This is a genomic window from Arthrobacter sp. BB-1, from assembly GCF_006151685.1.
GTDB lineage: Bacteria > Actinomycetota > Actinomycetes > Actinomycetales > Micrococcaceae > Arthrobacter.
The window spans coordinates 220,604-240,185 of the sequence record NZ_VDEV01000002.1 but is presented as its reverse complement, the minus strand read 5'-3'; the positions used below and the strand labels follow the sequence as shown (position 1 = coordinate 240,185).

Sequence of the window (19,582 nt, the reverse complement as noted above, 5' to 3'; positions counted from 1 at the left end):
GGATGTTATTTCAGCGCACCGGCGATGGTCTGGCCGGCCTGCGTCATGGTGGCCGCGGGGTCGGCACCGCCGGCGATGGCGGCTTCGGCCTGGCCCAGCGGGGCCCAGACGGCGGCCATCTGCGGCAGGGACGGCATGGGGATTCCTGCAGCCGCGGCGTCGGCAGCGATCTTGGTTTCCGGGCTGGTCTGCGCTACTTCGTCCACCAGGGAAGCGATGGCCGGCGGGATGCGCACTGCCTCGTACAGCGCGCGCTGCGTTTCCTTCTGCGAAGCTGCTGTCTGGACGAAGGTTTCCGCGAAGGACTTGTTCTTGCCCTTGGAGGCGACGTAGAACGACTGCACGCCGGTGAACGGCTGGGCGGGCTTCATGCCGGCGAAGCCGGGAACGGGGCTCAGGCCGAAGTCGATGCCGGCCTTCTTGACGTCGCCCAGCGCCCACGGTCCATTGACCATGAAGGCGGTCTTGCCCTGGTTGAACAGGGCAATGGCGTTGTCCGCGCTGACGGAGGTGCTGAGGACCTTGGAGCCCTTGTCGCCCAGCTCCGAGATCTTCCGGGCAGCGGCAATGGAACCTTCCTTGCCAACGCCGAGGTCGGCGGTGTCGAAGCTGCCGTCCGCCTTCTTGCCGAACAGGTATCCGCCGGCGGAGGAGTACAGCGGCTGCATGAAGTAGGCGTCGCCCTTTGCCCCGACCTGGAGGTTCAGCGCGCGCTCTGCCTTCCCGGCAGCAACGGCGGCGTCACCCGCAGCGAGGAGCTCCTCAAAGGAGGCCGGGGCGTCGGGGGCAAGGGCCTTGTTGCGGATAAGGACCAGCGATTCCACTGAGGCGGGCATGCCGTAGGTCTGGCCGTTGTAGGTGACGGCGTCGGTGGCGACCGGGAGGAAGGCGGCCTTCTGCTCGGCCGTGATCTGGACGGGGTCGATGGCACCGTTCTGGACCAGGTTGCCGATCCAGTCGTGGGCGCCCATAACGATGTCCGGGCCGTTGCCGGAAGCGTTGGCCGTCACGAAGTTGGTCTGCAGTTCGGTGGCGACGGTCTGTACCTCCACCGTGATGCCGTTCTCTTCGCCGAACTTGTCCGCGATGGGCTGCAGCGCCTGGACCACCGGGCCGTTGGCCCAGATGACGAGGTCCGCATCGCCCCGGACGGGAGAACCAGTCGCGGGGGCTTCGCCGGTGGCGGCCGCTGCACTTTCGGATGCTGCGCCTGAGGCATTTCCCGACGGCGCTTGGCCGCCGGCGCAGCCTGCCGCGAGGAGCATCACGGAGACGGCTGCCGCCGTCGTAATGGAAAGCCGCGCCTTGCGGGCCAAGGGCGTGATGAGAGTTGTGCGCACCAGTGCGCCTCCTTCATGAATTGGGCAAAATGCCCGGTGTGGAAACCGCGGCCAGGGGATGGGGCGGTGATATGCCGATCCGGGCGCGGTGAGACAAGTCACAACTGTAAGCGATTCCAAAGGTTCCGTCTACACGCAGTTGAAAGTTGTTCATCCCTTGCAGTTACTGGATGGAAGCTGTTCCAATTTCAGGACAATGCGGGCTACGATATGCCAATGACGAACACACTTTCCCCTGCAGAGCCCGACGTTTCCGCCGCCCGCCTGGTGCCGGTCCACCCGGCGGACGAAGGCTCGGAGTGGTGGCGGTCCTCGGTGATCTACCAGATCTACCCGCGCTCGTTCCGGGACCTTAACGGCGACGGCGAAGGCGACCTTCCGGGCATCACGGCGGAGCTCCATGAACTGGCCGCCCTCGACGTCGACGCCGTCTGGCTGTCCCCGTTCTACGTCTCGCCGCAACGGGACGGTGGCTACGACGTTGCCGACTACTGCGACGTCGATCCCGTGTTCGGCACCCTCAGCGACTTTGACGCCCTGGTTGCCCGGGCGGATTCCCTGGGTATCCGGGTCATCATCGACCTCGTGCCCAACCACTGCTCCTCGGACCACGCCCTGTTCCAGGCAGCACTCCAGGCGGGACCCGGGAGCCCGGAGCGGGACATGTTCGTTTTCCGCGACGGGCGAGGCGAGGCCGGTGAACTGCCGCCGAACAACTGGCAGTCGCACTTCGGCGGCCCGGCGTGGACGCGCATTACGGAACCTTCGGGCGAACCCGGCCAGTGGTACGTGCATCTCTTCGACTCCTCCCAGCCTGACTTCAACTGGGACAACCCGGCCGTGCATGCTGAGTTTGAGCGGATCCTGCGGTTCTGGCTCAGCCGCGGCGTGGCCGGCTTCCGGGTGGACGTGGCCCACGCCCTGGTCAAGGCGGACGGCCTGCCTGACTGGCACGGACGGCCCGACGGCGTCAGCACCGATGAGTTCCCGGGCCACCTCGCGCCCATGTTCGGCCAGCCGGAGATCCATGACATCTACCGCGAGTGGCGCAGGGTCCTGGCAGAGTTCGACGGCGAGCGCATCCTGTGTGCCGAAGCGAGCATCGATCCCCTCTCCCGCCTGACCAACTGGGTCCTGCCGGACCAAATGCACCAGGCCTTCAACTTCGCCTACCTTGGCACGCCGTGGGATCCCGCCAGGCTCCGTGCGGTGATTGAGAGCTCGCTGCGGATGTTCGATTCCGTGGGCGCGCCCACCACCTGGGTGCTTTCAAACCACGACGTCGTCCGGCACGCCACGCGCTTCGGCATCATCGAGCCTGCGGCCCGTCCCGGTGACGGCCTGGGCGCGGAAGACGTCCAGCCGGACGCTGAGCTTGGCCTGCGGCGTGCGCTTGCGGCATCGATGCTTATGCTCGCGCTGCCCGGCGGCGTCTACCTGTACCAGGGTGAGGAGCTGGGCCTGCCGGACCACACCACCATGGACCACACATTCCGCCAGGACCCGTCCTTCCGGCGGACGGCGGGAGAACGCATTGGCCGCGACGGCTGCAGGGTACCCCTGCCATGGGAGGCGGCCGGGCCGGCTTTCGGCTTCAACGGCACGGGCGAGTCGTGGCTGCCTCAGCCTGAGGGCTGGTCAGCGCTGTCCCGGGATGTGCAGCGGCAGGACGAATCCTCCGCCCTGTCCCTGTACACCCGCGCGTTGGGGCTTCGCCGTGCCCTGAAGCTCGGTGCCGGTTCCCTGGCATGGCTTGACGGTTTCACCTCGCCCGACTGCGTCACGTTTGTCAACAACGGGGTCCTGGTGATGATGAACATGGGCGCGGAACCGGTGGATCTGCCCCGCTTGGAGATCCTCCTTAGCACGGACGGCGACGCTGCCGACCAGCGTAAGCTGGGTCCGGCGCAGTGCATCTGGCTGCGAATGTAATCAAGGGGAACAGCAGAGGGCCAGTGGCAGGAATCAGGGACGTAGCGCGGCTGGCGGGGGTTTCACAGGCGACGGCGTCGCGTGCCTTGAGCGGCAAGGGCAGTGTTTCCACCAAGGCACGGGAAGCTGTGACCGCCGCGGCCAGTGAGCTTGGCTTTGTGATGTCCTACCACGCCTCCAGCCTGGCGAGCGGGCGCAGCCACAACATCGGAGTGGTCCTGCCCTTCGTCAACAGGTGGTATTTCGCCACGCTGCTGGAAGGCGCCAATTCCGCCCTGATGGACGCCGGCTACGATCTCACCCTCTACGACTTCCAGGGCGACCGCTACCGGGAGTCGGTGCTGGGGGATTTCCTTTTGCGCAAACGGCTCGACGGCGTCCTGGCGGTCTCGCTGCAGCTCAACGCCCACGAGACTGAACAAATCCTCGCCGCCGGAATCCCGGTGGTGGGCGTCGGCGGCCCGCTTCCGGAAATTCCCACCCTCCGGATCGACGACGTGGAGGTGGGCCGCCAGGCAACAAACCACCTGATCGGCCTCGGCCACACACGTGTGGCGCACGTCGGCGGCGAGCATGAGTACGGGCGGAACTTCGAGATCTCCAGCGGACGGCGAGCCGGCTACGAGGAAGCCATGGCCTCGGCCGGCCTGCCACTTCGCGAGGCGTGGTCCCTGATCTCGGACTACTCTGCGAATGACGCCTACAAGGCGACAAAGCACCTGCTGGCGGACGCCGCCGAACGGCCTACCGCAATCTTCTGCGCCTCCGACGAAATGGCCTTCGGCGCAATGCTGGCGGCCCGCGACCTGGGGTTGCGGATCCCTGACGAGCTGTCCGTCATTGGCGTTGACGGCCACGAGATGGGCGAAATCCTGGGACTCACTACCATCGACCAGTTCCCGCGTGACCAGGGAATGCGGGCGGTGGAGCGGCTGTTGGCGCTGGTGCAGGATGACGCGGAGGTTGCCGGGCCGGCCGATGAGCTGATGAAGACCCGGCTGGTGGTGCGGTCCAGCACTTCCGCTCCCCGCACGCCGGAGCGCGGCCGCTAGCCGCGGTGGTGCTCGATCAGCCAGCCGGCCATTTGCTGCGCGCGTTTGGCGGCCTGCATGTCCCCTTCGGTGGCCGAGATGATCGAACCCTTCATCAGGATGTGCCAGGACCGGGCGAACTCCTCCGGCCGCTGCAGCCCGGCTTCCTCCGCCAAGGCCTGCACGTGCCCGCGGATCTTGGCCAGGTAGTCGATGCTTGCCTGGCCCAGCGGATGAGCAGGGCCCATCTCGAGCAGGACGTTGATAAAGGAGCAGGCTTCAAAGTCTTCCCGCAGGAACCAGTCGCCAAAGACGTCGAAGATGGCCAGCAGCTGATCGGCAGGCGTGCTTCCCCGCCTCCGGGCCTCCGAGACGATGGCATCCACGGTCCATTGCCTGTCCCGCCGTTCCAGGAAGGCCAGCACCAGGGAGTCCTTGGAGGGGAAGTGCCGGTAGAAGGTCGCCTTGGCTACCCCGGACCGTTCAATCAGCTCATTGACGCCGACATCCCTGACACCCCGCCGGGAGAAGAGCTCATAGGCCACCGCCATGATCCGGTCCACGGAATTGGCATGGCCGTCCGTCGCCACCACCGGTGCCGGCACGGGGGACGGAGGGACCTTCGCCTCTGGATTCATGAGGCTTCAAGTCTACTGCCGGAGGGGCAGACAGACCGGTCTTTCCCGCTGTAATGTTTTTCCTACGTGCTTTTGACGCCGCGGAGGCCCCCACCGGCCTCTTCGGGTTGGTGCAAGGAGGCCCCTGTGTCAGCAGAGCAGATGTTCCAAAGTGTGCCCTCGGACCCGGATCCCTGGATGGCCAGTGATACGCCGGCCGAGATCCGGCAGTTTGCCATCGAGTCGCTCCGATGGCAGGCCCAGGAAATAATCGACGAGGTGCTCTGCAGCAAGGCACCCGGCGAAGAACTGGCCCGGGCCCGGCTCCGCCGCTGCGTCGCACGGCATCCGGGCGAGCCGGAGCAGGCGTTGCTGGAGCAGCTGATGTACCGCGGGCACCTGCCCCTCTGACTGTTGCCGCTCCTGATTGCCGGTGGCCGCCGGGCGTGACCCGGGCCATGTGCGCCGCATTGGAAACCAGCCGCGGAGAAACCAGCCCGTTCCGCGGACCAGGACGCCCGGCTAAAGCGTGAGGCTCCTGTCCACAATCCTTCCGGCGGTCTCATGGAGGGCTTCGTTGTGTGCACGGGCGTGCTTGCGGAGCAGCCTGAAGGCACCTTCCATGTCCACCCCGGATGTGTGCGCGATGACCCCTTTGGCCTGCTCAATCAGGACACGGCTGTTCAGCGCCCGTTGCAGCTGTTCGTTGACCACGGCCGCTTCCCTGATGGCGCGCTCCTGCAAGAGGCTGATGGTGGCCACGTCCGCCAGCGCCTGCCCAATGGCGGCGTCCTCAGGGGTCAGTGAGCCGGGAGCGGAGCGGAAGAGGCCCATGGCGCCGATGGTCCGGCCATGGAGACGCATGGGGACCGCGTGCACGGAGTGGAAGCCTTGGGACAGTGCTGCGGCCTTGAAAGCCGGCCACCGGTCAAGGACCCGAATATCGTCCGCAGTCACAGCCTTGCCGGCTGCGAAGGATTCGACGCATGGCCCTTCCCCTGCCCGCAGCTGGAGGACTTCCACCAGCCGGCTTTCCTCGCTGGTTGAGGCCAGGACCTGGAGTTCCCCGCTGGGATCGGCCAGGACAAGTCCCGCGGCGGCGATGTCGAGGAGCCCCACGGCTTCTTCAACCAGGGTGTGGAGCAGGTCAAGGACGTCATAGTCCGCCACCAGTGTGTCCGTGAGTTTCACGAACGCCCCACTGACGCGCTCCGCGCGGGTAGTCGCCTCCATGGCGATATTTTACTGCAGCGGCCAGCCAAGGGGGCCGCCGTTGTGGGCAGCTTTCAGGCTCAGCCGGCCTTCGAGGACTGCGTCGGCAGTCTCGCGCAGCGTGAGCTCATGGGCAAAAGCGTGCGCACGCAGCAACAGCAATGAATCCGCGGCGGTGGCGCCGGACTGGGCGAGGACCATGCCCGTTGCCTGGTGGATCTCACGCCGCGACATGAGGGCGGGCTCCAGGGCAGGATCGGTGTCCGGCGAACTGATTGTCAGGATTTTTCGCAGGAGGTACCACATGGTCTGGCCGGCGAGCATGGCCGCTGTCGCCTGGTGGGACCGGCTCAGCGTACCCGGCAGTGAATGGTACAGCTCCACCACGCCCAAGTCCGCGGCACCAAGGGTCAGTGGAAAGACAAACAGCGCTGCAGCGTCCGTGCCGGCCATCGCTTTATGGAACATGGGCCAGTCCGGATGGGCCACACCCTGTGCATCGGGAACCAGCACCGGCAGCCGGGTACGGACGGCGCGCCACCGGGGTCCCTCGCCCAGGCTGAACTGCAGTTCATCCAGCCGGGCAGCCAGCGCGTCACTGGCAGAAACCAGGGTTTCAGCCGTCGCACCGCCGAAAAGGGAAACTGCGGCGCCGGTAACCGGCAATTTCTCCAGGTACGGACCACAAAGGTCCTCTTCATCCGCGGCCACACCGGGCACGTCATCCATGGTGAGCCCGCTGTCCCTGATTTTTTCCGTCACAGCCCGGGGCAGCCATTTCCGTCGTTGGCGTTCACACGCCGTGAAGTCTCCAACAGATGGGCAAGGAGGGCCCGCTCAGGACGGCCCGGATGGGATGCCATGCATTGGCGCAGCCGCAGCTGGACCTCCGCCAGCCCAGGCGAACGGTCCTCGAGGATGGAGAAGATGATTTCCAGCGCCTGCGCAGCGATGGGATCGGTGTCAGGTGCCGCGCCATACGCGGCAGGATCCACAAGCCCGTGGATGGGGGTATATAGATTTTTGCCCACGTTATTTCTTGATCCTCCTGGATCGCCGTAATGGGACGATGCCAGGGGTCTGGGGCAACAATTCGAGCATAGCCGATCAGCTGCCGGCCCAACAGGTGTCCCTGCCCCCTATCGGCGGCAGGGGGTACCTGACCCCGGGAGGGCGGGGCCCCAGGTCCGGATCAGGAAGACAGCGGCGCGTTGTCGATCAGCCGGACCGGGCCCACCTTGGCCGCAATGAGCGCCAGGGCTTCGCCCCGGAACGGCGTCTCCCGGCAGTTTTCGGCCAGGGGTTCCAGGGTGCCTGGATCCACCACGTCGAAGTAGTCCAAAGCCACCAGCGGCTGGGACTCCACCATCGCCTGCGCGGACTCCAGGTCAAGGGGCTGCCTGGCCTGTGCCCGTTGCTCCAGGAGGCGAAGGGCCCTGGAAAGGACCAGCGCCGCCGCCCGTTCTTCGTCGGAGAGGAAGCGGTTGCGGCTGGACAGCGCCAGCCCGTCAGCGGCGCGTACGGTGGGCACCCCCACGATGTCCACCGGGAAATCCAGGTCAGCCACCATGCGCCGGACCAGCGCCAACTGTTGGGCATCCTTCTGGCCGAAGTACGCCCGGTAGGCGGGCAGGGCGGCACCCGTTGCCCCGCTGGCCGGCAGGCCTGCCGCGGGCATCCCGTAGTGGAGCAGCTTGGCCACCACGGTCAGGGCGCCGTCGAAATGCCCGGGCCGGGATGCGCCCTCCCACTTTTCCCCGAGCCGGCCGGAGGTGATGCGCACCAGCGGTTCGCCGCCGGGGTAGACCTCGTCCACCGACGGCGCAAAGACCAGGTCCACGCCTTGAGCCTCCAGCAGCGCCAGGTCCGCGTCCAGGGTGCGGGGGTAGCGGTCCAGATCCACTGCGTCGCCGAACTGCAGCGGGTTGACGAAGATTGTTGCCACCACCACGTCATTCTGTTCGACGGCGGTACGCGCAAGGGCGGCATGGCCCTCATGCAGCGCACCCATCGTGGGCACCAGGCCCTGCGAGGTTCCCTGTTTGGAGCCAAGGAGCCGGGCTCCCTCAGCCCGCAGGGCGGCCACCGTGGTGACGAGTTTGATGGGCATCTTCAGTCCTCCTTCGGTTCGAGGGCCTGGCGCAGCCCCTCCAGCTGGCCGGCCTTCAGCAGCCCGCGCCCTTCGGCGCGCAGCGCCGTGGCGCGCGCCATCGCAAGGTAGGCCTCGAGCACATCGCCGTGACCGCCGCCGTCGAACTCCCGCAACGCCGCCGCGTGGGCGGCAACCGTTCCAACATCGCCGCGGGCTACCGGCCCGGTCAGGGCTGATTCGCCCGAAGCCAGCGCGTTCTCCAGGGTTGCCCGCAGCAGCGGACCCAGCATGCGTTCGGGCAGCTCCACTCCCACGTCCCGCAGCAGCTCCGATGCCTGCGCCACGAGGGTCACCAGGTGGTTGGAACCGTGCGCCAGGGCTGCGTGGTAGAGCGTCCGGTCCGCCTCGGCGATGGCCACTGGTTCCGCGCCCATCTCCACCACCAGGGCCTGGGCGATGGGGAGCATGGCGGCATCCGCTGTCACACCGAACGTGCAGTCCAGCAGCCGGGTCAGGTCCAGGCTCATCCCCGTGAACGTCATGGCGGGATGCAGGGCCAGCGGGACGGCACCGGCAGCGCGCACCGGATGCAGGACACCCACTCCAAACCGGCCGGAGGTGTGGGCAACCAGCTGGCCCGGCTGCCAGGCGCCGAGCTTGGCGAGGCCCTCCACCAAACCCGGCAGGGCGTCGTCCGGTACGGCCAGGAGGACCAGTTCAGCGCGCTCCACGATCTCCTGGACCTCCAGGACGGGCACGCCGGGAAGCAGCGTCCCGGCCCGCTCACGGCTCGCCTCGGAAACGGCCGAGACCCCGACGACGGCATGTTCGGCAGCGCGCAGGGCGGCACCGAGCACCGCCCCCACTTTGCCCGCGCCAATGATTCCGACGCCGAGGCGTCCGGGCTTAGGCATGCTGCCCGCCTTCCTGTTGTTGGGGCTTCAGGGTTTCGGCAGGCTCCCCCGCCCGCCTGGTATCAACCACCGGGGCATCCGGGGCTACCTGCCGAAGCCACTGCTCCGTAGTCTGCCGCTTCCGGGCCAGCCGGGCGCGTGCGGACTGTTCATCGAACAGTGCCAGCGCCTGGGCCGTACCGGCCTGCGTGAGCCGGGGCGCAACGGGCCCGGGCGTGGTGTGCAGCACCAGGTCTGCCACACCGAAGCGGCGCGCCAGCGGGCCCTGGTGCAGGGCCATGGACTGGGTGCGCTGGTGCGGAACCACCACGAGCTGGCGCCACCAGCGGCCGGACCGGAGAAGCAGGGCGGTGTCCGTGGCCGTGAACCCGTTCCGCCGCCAGCCCAGCGGGGCAAGCCAGCGTGCGGTGCGCGGAGTGGTGACGAAACCGCCGTCGGAATCCAGCCCGGTGAGCCCCGCCCCGAAGACGGCGGCGGGCTGCGCTGTACCGGGGTCCGGCAGCACCAGCGCCAGCATGGCCAGCACGTCTTCGAGCCTGCCCACGGGCAGCAGCGTGGTCCGGGCCGAGCCCTCGCCGGCGTTCTCCACAATCCCGTAACCCGCCACGTTGACCTGCATCCGGTACCAGCCCAGCGGCCGCCACAACGGCGGCTGGGTGACTTTCAAAGCCTGGATACGCCCCGGCGGCAACGTCTGCGCCTGGGTGTCCAGCAGGCCGTAGCGCAGGCGGATGCCGTCCGGGGAGATCGCGGCGCTGAAGTTGTAGCCCTTGTTGAACAGTCCCCAGTAGCTCGCGGCGAGGCCCACGGCGGCCGGAATCAGGTAAAAAATGAACCCTTGGTGTTCGGTGATGGCTGAGAGCACCACGGACACAATGCCGCCCAGCACCACGAAGAAGCTCTGCTCGCTGAGCAGCAGGGAACCGACAAGGCGCGACGGCGGCACCGAAAGTACCGGATATTCCGGCGCCTCGGGCGCGGGTTCGCCCGGGCGGTCCGGGCCTGTGGTGACACCGGCGGCCCGGGCGAGGATGGTGGCACGGAGCTGCCGGGCGTCGTCGATCTTCAGGTAGGCGAGCCGCACGGCTGACTCCCCGGCGTCCGCCACCTCGAACTTGAGTTCCGCCAGGCCGAAGATCCTGGCCAGCAGCGGCTGCACGATGTCGATGGCCTGCACCCGGTCCAGCCGCGCCTGGCGCTGCTGCCGGAACAGGAACCCGGTATTCACCCTTACGTAGCCGCCGGACACCTGGTACTTGGTGAAGTACCAGGTCAGGATGAACCCCAGCACCGACGCCAGCAGCACGGCTCCGCCGCCCACCAGCAGAAAAGGGGCACGGCCGGCCAAGTCCCCGTCAAGAAGGGGCCGGCCCTGCAGCGCGCGTTCAAAGACGTCGCGGCCAAAGAAGAAGCCGATGGCGGCCAGAGCAACCCAGCCGCGGACAAAAGGCGACGCCGGGTGCACGCGCAGCCATTCGCCGTCGGGCGCGGTGCGTGGCAACTGGCCGGGGGCACCGGTGCCCGGCAGCGGTTCAGGCGCGCCGGTGCCCAGCGCAGCGGCCGGGGCACCGGGCCGCGGAGGTCCTTCTGCCGTCACAGTCCTGCCAGCCTGGCTTCACCGCGGGCCGCCAACTGCTCGCGGAGCCGGGCCCCCTCGGCGGCGGGCAGGCCGGGGATCTGCGCGTTCGTGCCCGGCGAGGCCGTGTGGAGCTTGAGGGTGCACAGGCCAAGACTGCGCTCCACCGGTCCCACGCCGATGTCCACATACTGCATCCGGCCGTACGGGACGGCCATGGTGCGCTGGAAGAAAATGCCGGTCCTGATCAGGAGGTCGTCGTCCCGTTCCGCGTAGCCGATGGCCCGGACCTGCCGCGGGATGAGCGCGAGCCGCCAGAGGGCCACCACCAGCATGCCGGCGGGCACGGCGGCGGCAAGCCACAGCGGCGGCCAGGCCCACACGTCCGCGACGACGAGGACCAGCGGCAGGGAGAGGACCAGCACGGCGGCCAGGTTTCCCAGGGCCCACTGCACCACCCTGACGGTGACGTATTTGGGGGATACCCGCTGCCACGTGATGCCGGGAGGGTCAATCGCCCCGGTATGCATATTCGCCTTCCCCCGACGCCTCACCGACGGCGCGGCCGGGCTTCCCGTCGAGGCCCTTCGTTTCGCCGTCCTCCGGCGGAATCCTGCAGAACCGTTCCACCAGCAGGCCCACCACGATCATCACCAGTCCCCCGCCGGCCATGGCAAGCGCCAGCCAGGTGATGCCCTGGTCGCTGCGCAGGCTCCAGATGCGCAGCTGGTCCAGGAAGATGCCCACGTGCCAGCCCAGCAGCACCGTCCCGGCGTAGGCGCATGCCTGCGCCAGGACCAGGGTGCGCGCGGCCAGAAGGGGATCGAGGACCGTCTTCTTCTTGCTGCTGTCCTTGAGGCTGTTCCGCCACCTGAGAACCTTGATTCCGAGGATCAGCGTGATGGCCACGATCACGCCCATGGTTGCCAGCGCCGTGGGCGGCAGCACCGGGGTGGACATGCTGTACCGGCTGGTCACCACGGTGGCGGACCAGCCGGCCACGGCCAGGATGAAGCCGATCAGCAGGAGTCGCAGCGGGTTGATGGGCTTCATCGTTCCTCCACCGCCCCGGCGGTGGGCATTCCGTCGAAGTCGCCGAAGCCGTCAAAGGGGGCAAGGTCATCGAAGTCCGCCGCCTTGGCCGCCAAGGCCGTGATCCGTTCACCGTCCAGGACGGCCCCGGGTTCGATGAGCGACCACGGATAGAGGACGAACGCCCGGCTCGCCGCGAGGGGATGCGGCAGGGTCAGGACGGGATCGTCGCTGCGGACGTCACCATAGGTGATGATGTCGACGTCGAGCGTCCGCGGCCCCCAGCGCACCTCCCGCACGCGGTGGTGCTTGTTTTCCACCGCCTGGCAGTGCTCCAGCAGCTGCCGTGGGGTGAGGCTGGTTTCCACCGTGATCACCATGTTCAGGAAGTCCGGCTGCCCGGCCGGCCCGCCGACTGCCTTCGTCTGCACCACCGGCGATACCGCCAGCAGCCGCACCTCCGGCGGGTCAACGAGGTCCGCAACGGCCCCGGACAGGGTGTCGTTGCGCTCGCCCAAATTGCTGCCGAGCGCAAGGACCGCCTTGGTGTAGCCGCCGTTCATGGCCCCTCCCCCTGGCTTTGCCTTTCTTCGCCGGTGCCGTGACCGTCAGTCCGGGTCCCGTCATTCCGGGCGCGGTGGACGCTGACTGAAACGTCGCCGAAGGGAACCTCGATGGGGGCCTGCGGCTTGTGCACGGTGATGTCCACGGCCTGAAGCTGGAATTCGGCCAGCAGGCCCTCCGCGATCCGCACTGCCAGCGCCTCGATCAGGTTCAGCGGCTCTCCGGCGATCCACTCGGTAATACGCTGCGCCACCTCACCGTAGTGCGCGGTGTCCCGGACGTCGTCGGACTCCGCCGCCTTGGCGAAATCCAGGTACAACACTGCGTCCACAACAAAAGGCTGGCCCTCGCGGCGCTCAAAATCAAACACGCCGTGATGGCCGACGGCGGTCACGCCGCTCAGCGCAATCCTGTCCATGGCTGCGCTAGCTGCCGGCGCGCGGCGCGGCCATGCGCGCGGCAACCTTGACGGCGTCAAGGCTGGGGCCGACGTCGTGCACGCGGACGGCCCAGGCGCCGCGGTAGGCGCTGATGGCAGTGATGGCGGCGGTGGCCCCGTCACGTTCCTCCGGGGCGGCGGACTTGCCGGCCACGGTGAGCAGGGTGCCCAGGAACCGCTTGCGGGAAGCCCCAACAAGGATCCGGTGGCCCAGGCTTTCCAGCTGGTCCAGGTTCTGCAGGAGCTCCCAGTTCTGGGCGTCATTCTTGGCAAACCCCAGGCCCGGATCGATGATGATCTGTTCCTGGCTGACGCCCGCGGCATACAGTTTGTCCCGCACCCCGGCGAGCTCGGCCACCACTTCGGCCGCCACATCCTTGTATTCGGCGAGCGAGTTCATGGTGCGGGCGTCGCCGCGGCGGTGCGTGAGGATGTAGGGCGCCTTGGAGGCCGCCGCGAGCTCGGCCATTTCCGGTTCCATGGTGAGCCCGGAGACGTCGTTGATGATGGCGGCGCCGGCCTTCAGGGCGGCCGCGGCGGTGGACGCGTGGGTGGTGTCGATGCTGACCAGGGCGCCGGCCTTCACCAGCGCCTCGATCACGGGAACCACGCGCCGCTGTTCTTCCTCCGGGCTGACGTCTTCCGCGCCGGGGCGGGTGGATTCGCCCCCGACGTCGATGATGTCCGCTCCCGCGTAGAACATCCGGAGCCCAGCCGCGATGGCGGTGTCCGGCGTGGCGTGGCTGCCGCCGTCGCTGAAGGAGTCCGGGGTGACGTTCAGGATGCCCATCACCAGGGTGCGGCCGGTGGGCAGGTCTTCGAACCGGGCTGCCGGGCGCGGTTTGCGCAGGACGGGCAGTGGTGAGGTTGCCGGGCCGGTTCCCGGCGCTGCAGCGAGTGAATCCATGGTCTGTTGATTACCTTCCGAGGATGAGGCTCATGGCTTCGGCGCGGGTGGCCGGGTCATGAAGCTGCCCGCGGACCGCACTGGTGACGGTCTTCGCTCCGGGCTTGCGGATACCGCGCATGGACATGCACATGTGTTCGCATTCAACAACGACGATGGCGCCACGCGGCTTGAGGTGGCGGACCATCGCTTCGACGATCTCCGTGGTGAGGCGTTCCTGCACCTGCGGGCGGCGGGCGTAGATGTCCACGAGCCGGGCCAGCTTGCTGAGCCCCGTCACCTTGCCGTCGTGCGACGGAATGTAGCCAACATGGGCCACGCCGTGGAACGGCACCAGGTGGTGCTCGCACGTGGAATAGAAGGGGATGTCCTTGACCAGGACCAGTTCCTCATGGTCCAGGTCGAAGGTGGTGGACAGGACGTCCGCGGGGTCATGATGGAGCCCGGCAAACACCTCGGCGTAGGCCTTGGCCACCCGCTTGGGGGTGTCTACGAGGCCGCCGCGGTCCGGGTCCTCTCCGATGGCCAGGAGAATCTCGCGGACGGCTGCCTCGATCCGGGGCCGGTCCACTTTGTGGTGCTTTGAGTGGTGGGCGCCGCCCTCCGCCGGGTAGCCGGCGGAGGCGGAAAGGTCGTCGTCGTCGAAGTGGGTCACGTAAGAAAGCTTAGCCGCGAAGGGCGTCAGGCCCCGCGTCCGTTACCCCGCCCTGGAACGGTGCGTCCTCCGGAACACCCTGCGGGTGCGGTGGCTGGGCGTCCAGCGGCTCGTCCAGGCGGGCCTTCTTGGCCTCTTCCTGGGCTTCGCGCTCCGCCCTCTCCTGGCGGGACTCCACGGGGCCGGCCATCTGGACCGGGCGGCTCTCCTTGGACAGCCACACCTCACGGAAGTCGCGCTTGCGGATGTCCCTGAAGATGTCGGCGATCTCGGCCTGGTTCAGTGTTTCGCGTTCCAGCAGTTCCAGGGCCAGCCGGTCCAGGACGTCCCGGTTCTCGGTGAGGATGGCGTACGCCTCGTCATGGGCCTGGTCGATAAGGCGGCGCACTTCCTCGTCCACCACGTAGGCGATCTGGTCCGAGTAGTTGCGCTCGTGCCCGGCGTCGCGGCCAAGGAACGGCTCGCCGCCGCCCTGGCCAAGCCGGACAGCGCCCACCCGCTCGCTCATGCCGTATTCGGTGACCATCTTGCGCGCGGTGCCGGTGGCCTTCTCGATGTCATTGGAAGCGCCGGTGGACGGATCGTGGAACACGATCTCCTCGGCCACGCGGCCGCCCATGGCGTAAGCCATCTGGTCCAGCAACTCGTTGCGGGTCACGGAGTACTTGTCGTTGTCCGGGACCACCATGGTGTAGCCCAGGGCACGGCCGCGGGGAAGGATGGTGATCTTGGTGACCGGGGCGGAATTCCGGAGCGCGGCTGCGACGAGGGCGTGGCCGCCTTCGTGGTAGGCGGTGATCTTGCGCTCATGCTCCTTCATGACGCGGCTGCGCTTCTGCGGGCCGGCCATGACGCGGTCAATGGCCTCATCCAGCGCGCGGTCGTCGATGAGGTTCGCGTTGGAGCGGGCGGTGAGCAGGGCGGCCTCGTTCAGGACGTTGGCCAGGTCCGCGCCGGTGTAGCCGGGGGTCTTCTTGGCCACGGCCTTGAGGTCCACGCCGGGCGCCATCGGCTTGCCCTTTGAGTGGACCTGAAGGATCTGGTCGCGGCCGATCAGGTCCGGCGCTTCCACCCCGATCTGGCGGTCGAAGCGTCCCGGGCGGAGCAGCGCGGGGTCCAGCACATCGGGACGGTTGGTGGCGGCGATGAGGATGACGTTGGTCTTGACGTCGAAGCCGTCCATCTCCACCAGCAGCTGGTTGAGGGTCTGCTCGCGTTCGTCGTTGCCGCCGCCGATGCCGGCACCGCGGTGGCGGCCAACGGCGTCGATCTCATCCACGAAGATGATGGCCGGGGAGTTGGCTTTGGCCTGCTCGAAGAGGTCGCGGACGCGGGAGGCGCCGACACCGACGAACATTTCCACGAAGTCCGAGCCGGAGATGGAGAAGAAGGGGACGCCGGCCTCACCCGCGACGGCGCGGGCCAGGAGGGTCTTGCCGGTACCGGGAGGGCCGTACAGCAGCACGCCCTTGGGGATCTTGGCGCCGACGGCCTGGAACTTGGCGGGCTCCTGCAGGAATTCCTTGATTTCCTGGAGTTCCTCCACTGCCTCATCGGATCCTGCGACGTCGGCGAAGGTCACCTGCGGCATGTCCTTGCTGACCATCTTGGCCTTGGACTTGCCGAACTGCATGATCTTGGAGCCGCCGCCCTGCATGCGGGTCATGAGGAACCAGAACAGGGCGCCCAGGAGGATGACGGGAATCAGGAGGGACAGCAGGCCGGAGAACCAGTTGCTCTCGATGGGCTGGTCCGTGTAGCCCTGTGCCGGCTTGGCGTCCGTTACGGCCTTGACCACGTCCTGCGCACGGGCGTCCACGAAGAAGAACTGGACGCTCTTGCCCTTGTCCTGCCCGTCAAGCTGCAGGTTGTCCTTCAAAGTCAGGTCCACGCGGTTTTCACCGTCGAAGATCTTGGCCTGCTCCACCTGGTTTCCGGAGAGCAGTTCCAGGCCCTTGTCAGTGTCGATCCGTGCCGCACCGCCGGGGGCCAGCGTTGCAAAGGCCACCAGGAGCAGACCGACCACGACGACGATCCAGATGCCCGGGCCTTTGAAGAAATTCTTAGCTTTCATCTGTTCGGGGGCTGGCCCCGTCCCTTCTGGTAGTGCTGCACGGCGAGTAGTCTGCGCGCGTGATGGTGCTGCGTCAGCTTCTAGCTATACACCGTCCGGAGTAGATCACGCATGATGGACGGCAAAAGTTCCCTGTGGGCGTAGCCGGGCGAGGGCGGGCGGCAGCAACCGGCAGCGTCCGCGGGATGGCATGCGGCGGCAGTCCGGGCCTGCAACACTGCGGTTAGGTGCCATCCCGCGCAGCGGGGGCTTACTCGTAGACGTGCGGCGCCAGGGTGCCCACAAAGTCCAGGTTGCGGTACTTCTCGGCGTAGTCCAGGCCGTAGCCCACCACGAACTCGTTGGGGATGTCGTAGCCGACGTATTTAACGTCGATCTCCACCTTGGCAGCCGTGGGCTTGCGGAAGGCGGTGCAGATTTCCACGGAGGCCGTGCCGCGGGATTCCAGGTTGGTCTTGAGCCAGGACAGCGTGAGGCCGGAATCGATGATGTCCTCGACGATCAGCACGTCCTTGCCCATCAGGTCCGTGTCCAGGTCCTTCAGGATCCGCACCACTCCGGAGGACTGGGTCCCCGAGCCGTAGGAGGACACAGCCATCCAGTCCATGGAGATGTGGCTGTGCAGGGCCCGGGCCAGGTCCGCCATGACCATCACGGCACCCTTGAGCACGCCCACGATGAGGATCTCGCGGCCCTCGTAGTCCTTGTCGATCTGCGCAGCCAGCTCCGTGATGCGCTGCTGGATCTGTTCCTTGGTGTAGAGAACGTGCTTGAGGTCTGCCTGGACGTCGTTTGAATCCACCAATGGCTCCTGTGTAGATGCGGGGTGCGACTATTTTGCGGGCGGTTTTTGAGGCCGGAATACTAGCTTCCCACAGCGGGCCCCTTCGCGGGGAACGGGGTCGGGGTTATCCGGGCCCCCGGAACTCCCACCGGTCCCCGCCGCCTCCAGCTGCGCCAGGGACAGCCGGTAGGCGCTCACCCCGCCCGGCAGCTCGACCGGACCCGCCGAGCCCTGCCGCCGCAGCAGCGCCTCCGCCGCCAAAAGGCGCTGGTAGCTGGGCTGCTGCCCGCCGACGTCGGCCGCGGCCTTGGCGATGACGCGGTACCTGATGGCCGGGGCCAGGGCGCGCAACGCCTCCTCAGGAAGGCTCACTTCGGCGCCGTCCCGTTCAACGAGTGCTGCGAACGTGGTTTCTGCCACGTCCTCAAGGTAGTCGGCGTCCAGCTGGAGGATTGATGCGGTCCGGGCGAGGGATTCGGCGACGCCGGGGCCCAGTTTTTCTTCCAGGTGCGGGAGCACTTCCACCCGGGTACGAGACCTGGCGAAGGCCGGGTCCGCGTTGGTGGGATCATGCCAGGGCTCCAGCTGCTCCACCTCGCAGATCTCTTCCGTGTCCGCCCGCCGGAGCCCCAGGAACGGCCGCAACAGGAGGCCCCGCTCCGGCCTCATGCCTGCCAGGGAGCGTGTGCCGGAACCGCGGGCCAGGCCGAGGAGCACCTGTTCCGCCTGGTCGTCCAGCGTGTGCCCCAGCAGGATGGCTCCGGCGCCCTGGCCGGCAGCCGCGGCCTCAAGCGCTTCGTGCCTGGCCTCCCGGGCCGCTGCCTCAGGACCCATGCCGGCCGTTGCCACGGTCACCGCACGGATCTCCACCGGGGCGAGTCCCAGGTCACGGAGGGCCCGGGCGGTTTCCTCTGCCACGCTGGCGGACCCTTCCTGCAACTGGTGGTCCACCACTACCGCGCCCACAGTCACCGGGTGGCCGTCCACATGGCCGCGCCGGGCAAAGTACGCGGCCACGGCGGCCAGCGCCAGGGAGTCCGGTCCGCCGCTGCAGGCAACCAGGACGTGGCGCGGATAACCGGCCTGGGCCAAGGCGTCCTGGAGCGCTTTCCGCGCTTTGCCGACGACGGGCGCCAGCCTGCCCGGCCGTCGTCGTCCGCCCTGGAAGCCGCTCCCGGGAGATTCGCTCCGCGGCAATCAGAGTCCCATCCGCTCAAGCCACAGCTTGGCGTCGTGGATCTCCGGTTCGGTGGGCAGGTGGTCCGCGGACTCCCAGACCTTGTTAAACCCCTCCATGCCGGCTGCGTCCACCACCGCCCGCACAAACCGGGCACCGTCCGAGTACTGGCGCATCTTGGCGTCCAGCCCAAGGAGGCTGCGGATGAACTTTTCGATGACCCCACGGTCCTTGCCGCGGTCGTTGAACCGCTGCCGGATCGTCTTCACGGACGGGATGATGCTCGCGTCCACGGCATCCATCACCACGTTCGCATGGCCTTCGAGGAGGCTCATCACGGCCGTGAGGTGCGAGATGGCCGCCTTTTCCTCCGGGTCCTGCAGGAGATCCAGGATGGCACCGCGCCCGGGAGTGTTTCCCGAGGCAGTGCGGTCCTTGAGGGAGCGGGCGGCGGCTGTGGCCCGCTCCATCAGGGAGTCAACGTTGCCCAGCAGGTGCACGCTGAGTTCGTCGATCTGTTCAAGCATGTGGTGCCGCAGCCACGGGGCCGCGGCGAACTGCACGCGGTGGGTCTGCTCGTGAAGGCACACCCACAGGCGGAAATCCTCCGGGGCGACGTTGAGTTCGCGCTCCACGGCCACGATGTTCGGGGCGACGAGGAGGAGCCTGCCGCCGGGAGGGGCGGCGGAGCCTTCCGCGAGCGCCGCGAAGGGATCGTACTGTCCCAGGACCTTGCTCGCCAGAAACGCCAGGACCGCGCCGAGCTGGCTTCCGGTGATGGCCCCGCTGACGCTGGCAGCCCCGGGGCTCAGGGTGCCCCGCCTGTTTTCCAGCATCTTTTCCATGGCGGGCTTGAGCATCACTGCAAAGCTCTGGGTGTTTGCTTTTGCCCAGGACGCCCGGTCCACCACCAGCACGGAGGAATCCCGCAGGTCGCGTGCCGCCTCCAGCCCGGTGATTTCGTGGACGTGTTCAACGGACACATCGGCCAGGCGGCGCAGGCTGTCCACGGCCTCGCCGATTTCGGCCCCGCTGAGCACGGGCCCGGCCGGGGCCAGGCGTGCGGCGGTGGAGGCGGCGAGGTCCCAGTTGATCAGGGACTGTGCCGTGGCGGACAACGTCTGGGATGACGACTCGCGTGCAGTGGGCTCCATGGTTCCCATCAGAACACAGCATGCTGCGGATAGTCCTTAAGTTCGCTGACCGGCGAACCGCCCGAAGCATCCTGTCCGGCCA

General features: G+C 67.7%; 21 protein-coding genes. 3 read left to right on the top strand and 18 right to left on the bottom strand.

What is annotated here, in order from left to right; translation table 11 throughout:
- Positions 1 to 5: 5 nt before the first annotated feature.
- Complete coding sequence (locus FHJ30_RS01490) at positions 6 to 1,340, bottom strand: maltose ABC transporter substrate-binding protein (RefSeq protein WP_139027494.1); 1,335 nt, start codon at positions 1,338 to 1,340, stop codon at positions 6 to 8.
- A 216-nt stretch (positions 1,341 to 1,556) separates the two neighbouring features.
- On the opposite strand from FHJ30_RS01490, the gene FHJ30_RS01485 reads away from it, so the two are divergent.
- Complete coding sequence (locus FHJ30_RS01485) at positions 1,557 to 3,272, top strand: alpha-amylase family glycosyl hydrolase (RefSeq protein ID WP_139027493.1); 1,716 nt, start codon at positions 1,557 to 1,559, stop codon at positions 3,270 to 3,272.
- A 23-nt stretch (positions 3,273 to 3,295) separates the two neighbouring features.
- The gene (locus FHJ30_RS01480) at positions 3,296 to 4,324 is read left to right on the top strand and encodes a LacI family DNA-binding transcriptional regulator (RefSeq protein WP_139027492.1); all 1,029 of its coding nucleotides are present in this window, start codon (positions 3,296 to 3,298) and stop codon (positions 4,322 to 4,324) included.
- On the opposite strand, the gene FHJ30_RS01475 is transcribed toward FHJ30_RS01480, so the two are convergent.
- A complete protein-coding gene (locus tag FHJ30_RS01475) occupies positions 4,321 to 4,941 on the bottom strand; it encodes a TetR/AcrR family transcriptional regulator (protein ID WP_139027491.1) in 621 nt (206 codons plus the stop codon). The genes FHJ30_RS01480 and FHJ30_RS01475 overlap by 4 nt on opposite strands.
- A gap of 126 nt (positions 4,942 to 5,067) precedes the next feature.
- Here FHJ30_RS01475 and FHJ30_RS01470 point away from each other — a divergent pair, with 126 nt between their 5' ends.
- Complete coding sequence (locus FHJ30_RS01470; RefSeq protein ID WP_139027490.1) at positions 5,068 to 5,331, top strand: hypothetical protein; 264 nt, start codon at positions 5,068 to 5,070, stop codon at positions 5,329 to 5,331.
- Positions 5,332 to 5,442: 111 nt separating this feature from the next.
- Here the strand turns inward: FHJ30_RS01470 and FHJ30_RS01465 are convergent, their stop codons facing one another.
- The 16 genes from FHJ30_RS01465 to FHJ30_RS01390 all read right to left on the bottom strand — a co-directional run bounded on the left by FHJ30_RS01465 (position 5,443) and on the right by FHJ30_RS01390 (position 19,500).
- Complete coding sequence (locus FHJ30_RS01465; protein WP_139027489.1) at positions 5,443 to 6,153, bottom strand: GAF and ANTAR domain-containing protein; 711 nt, start codon at positions 6,151 to 6,153, stop codon at positions 5,443 to 5,445.
- Positions 6,154 to 6,162: 9 nt separating this feature from the next.
- On the bottom strand, positions 6,163 to 6,894 hold the full coding sequence (locus FHJ30_RS01460) for a GAF and ANTAR domain-containing protein (RefSeq protein ID WP_228405045.1): 732 nt from the start codon (positions 6,892 to 6,894) through the stop codon (positions 6,163 to 6,165).
- Positions 6,891 to 7,163 (bottom strand): hypothetical protein, encoded by a 273-nt coding sequence (locus FHJ30_RS01455; protein WP_139027488.1) that lies wholly within the window; start codon positions 7,161 to 7,163, stop codon positions 6,891 to 6,893. The genes FHJ30_RS01460 and FHJ30_RS01455 overlap by 4 nt, the downstream gene beginning before the upstream one ends.
- Before the next feature lie 161 nt (positions 7,164 to 7,324).
- Positions 7,325 to 8,242, bottom strand: a complete 918-nt coding sequence (gene panC / locus FHJ30_RS01450) for a pantoate--beta-alanine ligase (RefSeq protein WP_139027487.1) — start codon at positions 8,240 to 8,242, stop codon at positions 7,325 to 7,327.
- 2 nt (positions 8,243 to 8,244) lie between these two features.
- A complete protein-coding gene (locus FHJ30_RS01445; RefSeq protein ID WP_139027486.1) occupies positions 8,245 to 9,138 on the bottom strand; it encodes a Rossmann-like and DUF2520 domain-containing protein in 894 nt (297 codons plus the stop codon).
- Entirely contained in the window at positions 9,131 to 10,690 is a 1,560-nt protein-coding gene (locus FHJ30_RS01440; protein WP_373683147.1) for a PH domain-containing protein, read from the bottom strand. The genes FHJ30_RS01445 and FHJ30_RS01440 overlap by 8 nt, the downstream gene beginning before the upstream one ends.
- A 41-nt stretch (positions 10,691 to 10,731) precedes the next feature.
- Positions 10,732 to 11,244, bottom strand: a complete 513-nt coding sequence (locus tag FHJ30_RS01435) for a PH domain-containing protein (protein WP_139027484.1) — start codon at positions 11,242 to 11,244, stop codon at positions 10,732 to 10,734.
- Entirely contained in the window at positions 11,225 to 11,767 is a 543-nt protein-coding gene (locus FHJ30_RS01430; protein ID WP_139027483.1) for a DUF3180 domain-containing protein, read from the bottom strand. Before FHJ30_RS01430 ends, FHJ30_RS01435 begins: the two co-directional genes overlap by 20 nt.
- Positions 11,764 to 12,309 carry a 2-amino-4-hydroxy-6-hydroxymethyldihydropteridine diphosphokinase gene (folK, locus tag FHJ30_RS01425; RefSeq protein ID WP_139027482.1) on the bottom strand — a complete coding sequence of 182 codons (546 nt, stop codon included), beginning with the start codon at positions 12,307 to 12,309 and terminating at the stop codon, positions 11,764 to 11,766. The genes FHJ30_RS01430 and folK overlap by 4 nt, the downstream gene beginning before the upstream one ends.
- Positions 12,306 to 12,728: a dihydroneopterin aldolase gene (gene folB / locus FHJ30_RS01420; protein ID WP_139027481.1), complete on the bottom strand. Its 423-nt coding sequence runs from the start codon at positions 12,726 to 12,728 to the stop codon at positions 12,306 to 12,308. Before folB ends, folK begins: the two co-directional genes overlap by 4 nt.
- 7 nt (positions 12,729 to 12,735) lie before the next feature.
- A complete protein-coding gene (folP, locus tag FHJ30_RS01415) occupies positions 12,736 to 13,656 on the bottom strand; it encodes a dihydropteroate synthase (RefSeq protein WP_139027480.1) in 921 nt (306 codons plus the stop codon).
- 10 nt (positions 13,657 to 13,666) lie between these two features.
- On the bottom strand, positions 13,667 to 14,311 hold the full coding sequence (gene folE / locus FHJ30_RS01410; RefSeq protein ID WP_139027479.1) for a GTP cyclohydrolase I FolE: 645 nt from the start codon (positions 14,309 to 14,311) through the stop codon (positions 13,667 to 13,669).
- Between the two features lie 10 nt (positions 14,312 to 14,321).
- Positions 14,322 to 16,385, bottom strand: coding sequence for an ATP-dependent zinc metalloprotease FtsH (gene ftsH, locus FHJ30_RS01405; RefSeq protein ID WP_139027478.1), 2,064 nt, complete (start codon positions 16,383 to 16,385; stop codon positions 14,322 to 14,324).
- A gap of 250 nt (positions 16,386 to 16,635) precedes the next feature.
- Positions 16,636 to 17,187, bottom strand: a complete 552-nt coding sequence (hpt, locus tag FHJ30_RS01400; protein ID WP_041651844.1) for a hypoxanthine phosphoribosyltransferase — start codon at positions 17,185 to 17,187, stop codon at positions 16,636 to 16,638.
- A 30-nt stretch (positions 17,188 to 17,217) separates the two neighbouring features.
- Positions 17,218 to 18,306, bottom strand: a complete 1,089-nt coding sequence (gene tilS, locus FHJ30_RS01395) for a tRNA lysidine(34) synthetase TilS (RefSeq protein WP_139027594.1) — start codon at positions 18,304 to 18,306, stop codon at positions 17,218 to 17,220.
- A 60-nt stretch (positions 18,307 to 18,366) separates the two neighbouring features.
- Entirely contained in the window at positions 18,367 to 19,500 is a 1,134-nt protein-coding gene (locus FHJ30_RS01390; protein ID WP_139027477.1) for a zinc-dependent metalloprotease, read from the bottom strand.
- Positions 19,501 to 19,582 lie beyond the last annotated feature (82 nt).

Coding starts and splice junctions, on each gene's coding strand:
- FHJ30_RS01465 (WP_139027489.1), bottom strand. CDS start 6,153: ATGGAGGCGACTACCCGCGCGGAGCGCGTCAGTGGGGCGTTCGTGAAA.
- folP (WP_139027480.1), bottom strand. CDS start 13,656: ATGGATTCACTCGCTGCAGCGCCGGGAACCGGCCCGGCAACCTCACCA.
- panC (WP_139027487.1), bottom strand. CDS start 8,242: ATGCCCATCAAACTCGTCACCACGGTGGCCGCCCTGCGGGCTGAGGGA.
- FHJ30_RS01430 (WP_139027483.1), bottom strand. CDS start 11,767: ATGAAGCCCATCAACCCGCTGCGACTCCTGCTGATCGGCTTCATCCTG.
- FHJ30_RS01435 (WP_139027484.1), bottom strand. CDS start 11,244: ATGCATACCGGGGCGATTGACCCTCCCGGCATCACGTGGCAGCGGGTA.
- FHJ30_RS01485 (WP_139027493.1), top strand. CDS start 1,557: ATGACGAACACACTTTCCCCTGCAGAGCCCGACGTTTCCGCCGCCCGC.
- FHJ30_RS01445 (WP_139027486.1), bottom strand. CDS start 9,138: ATGCCTAAGCCCGGACGCCTCGGCGTCGGAATCATTGGCGCGGGCAAA.
- ftsH (WP_139027478.1), bottom strand. CDS start 16,385: ATGAAAGCTAAGAATTTCTTCAAAGGCCCGGGCATCTGGATCGTCGTC.
- folK (WP_139027482.1), bottom strand. CDS start 12,309: ATGAACGGCGGCTACACCAAGGCGGTCCTTGCGCTCGGCAGCAATTTG.
- FHJ30_RS01390 (WP_139027477.1), bottom strand. CDS start 19,500: ATGGAGCCCACTGCACGCGAGTCGTCATCCCAGACGTTGTCCGCCACG.
- folB (WP_139027481.1), bottom strand. CDS start 12,728: ATGGACAGGATTGCGCTGAGCGGCGTGACCGCCGTCGGCCATCACGGC.
- FHJ30_RS01475 (WP_139027491.1), bottom strand. CDS start 4,941: ATGAATCCAGAGGCGAAGGTCCCTCCGTCCCCCGTGCCGGCACCGGTG.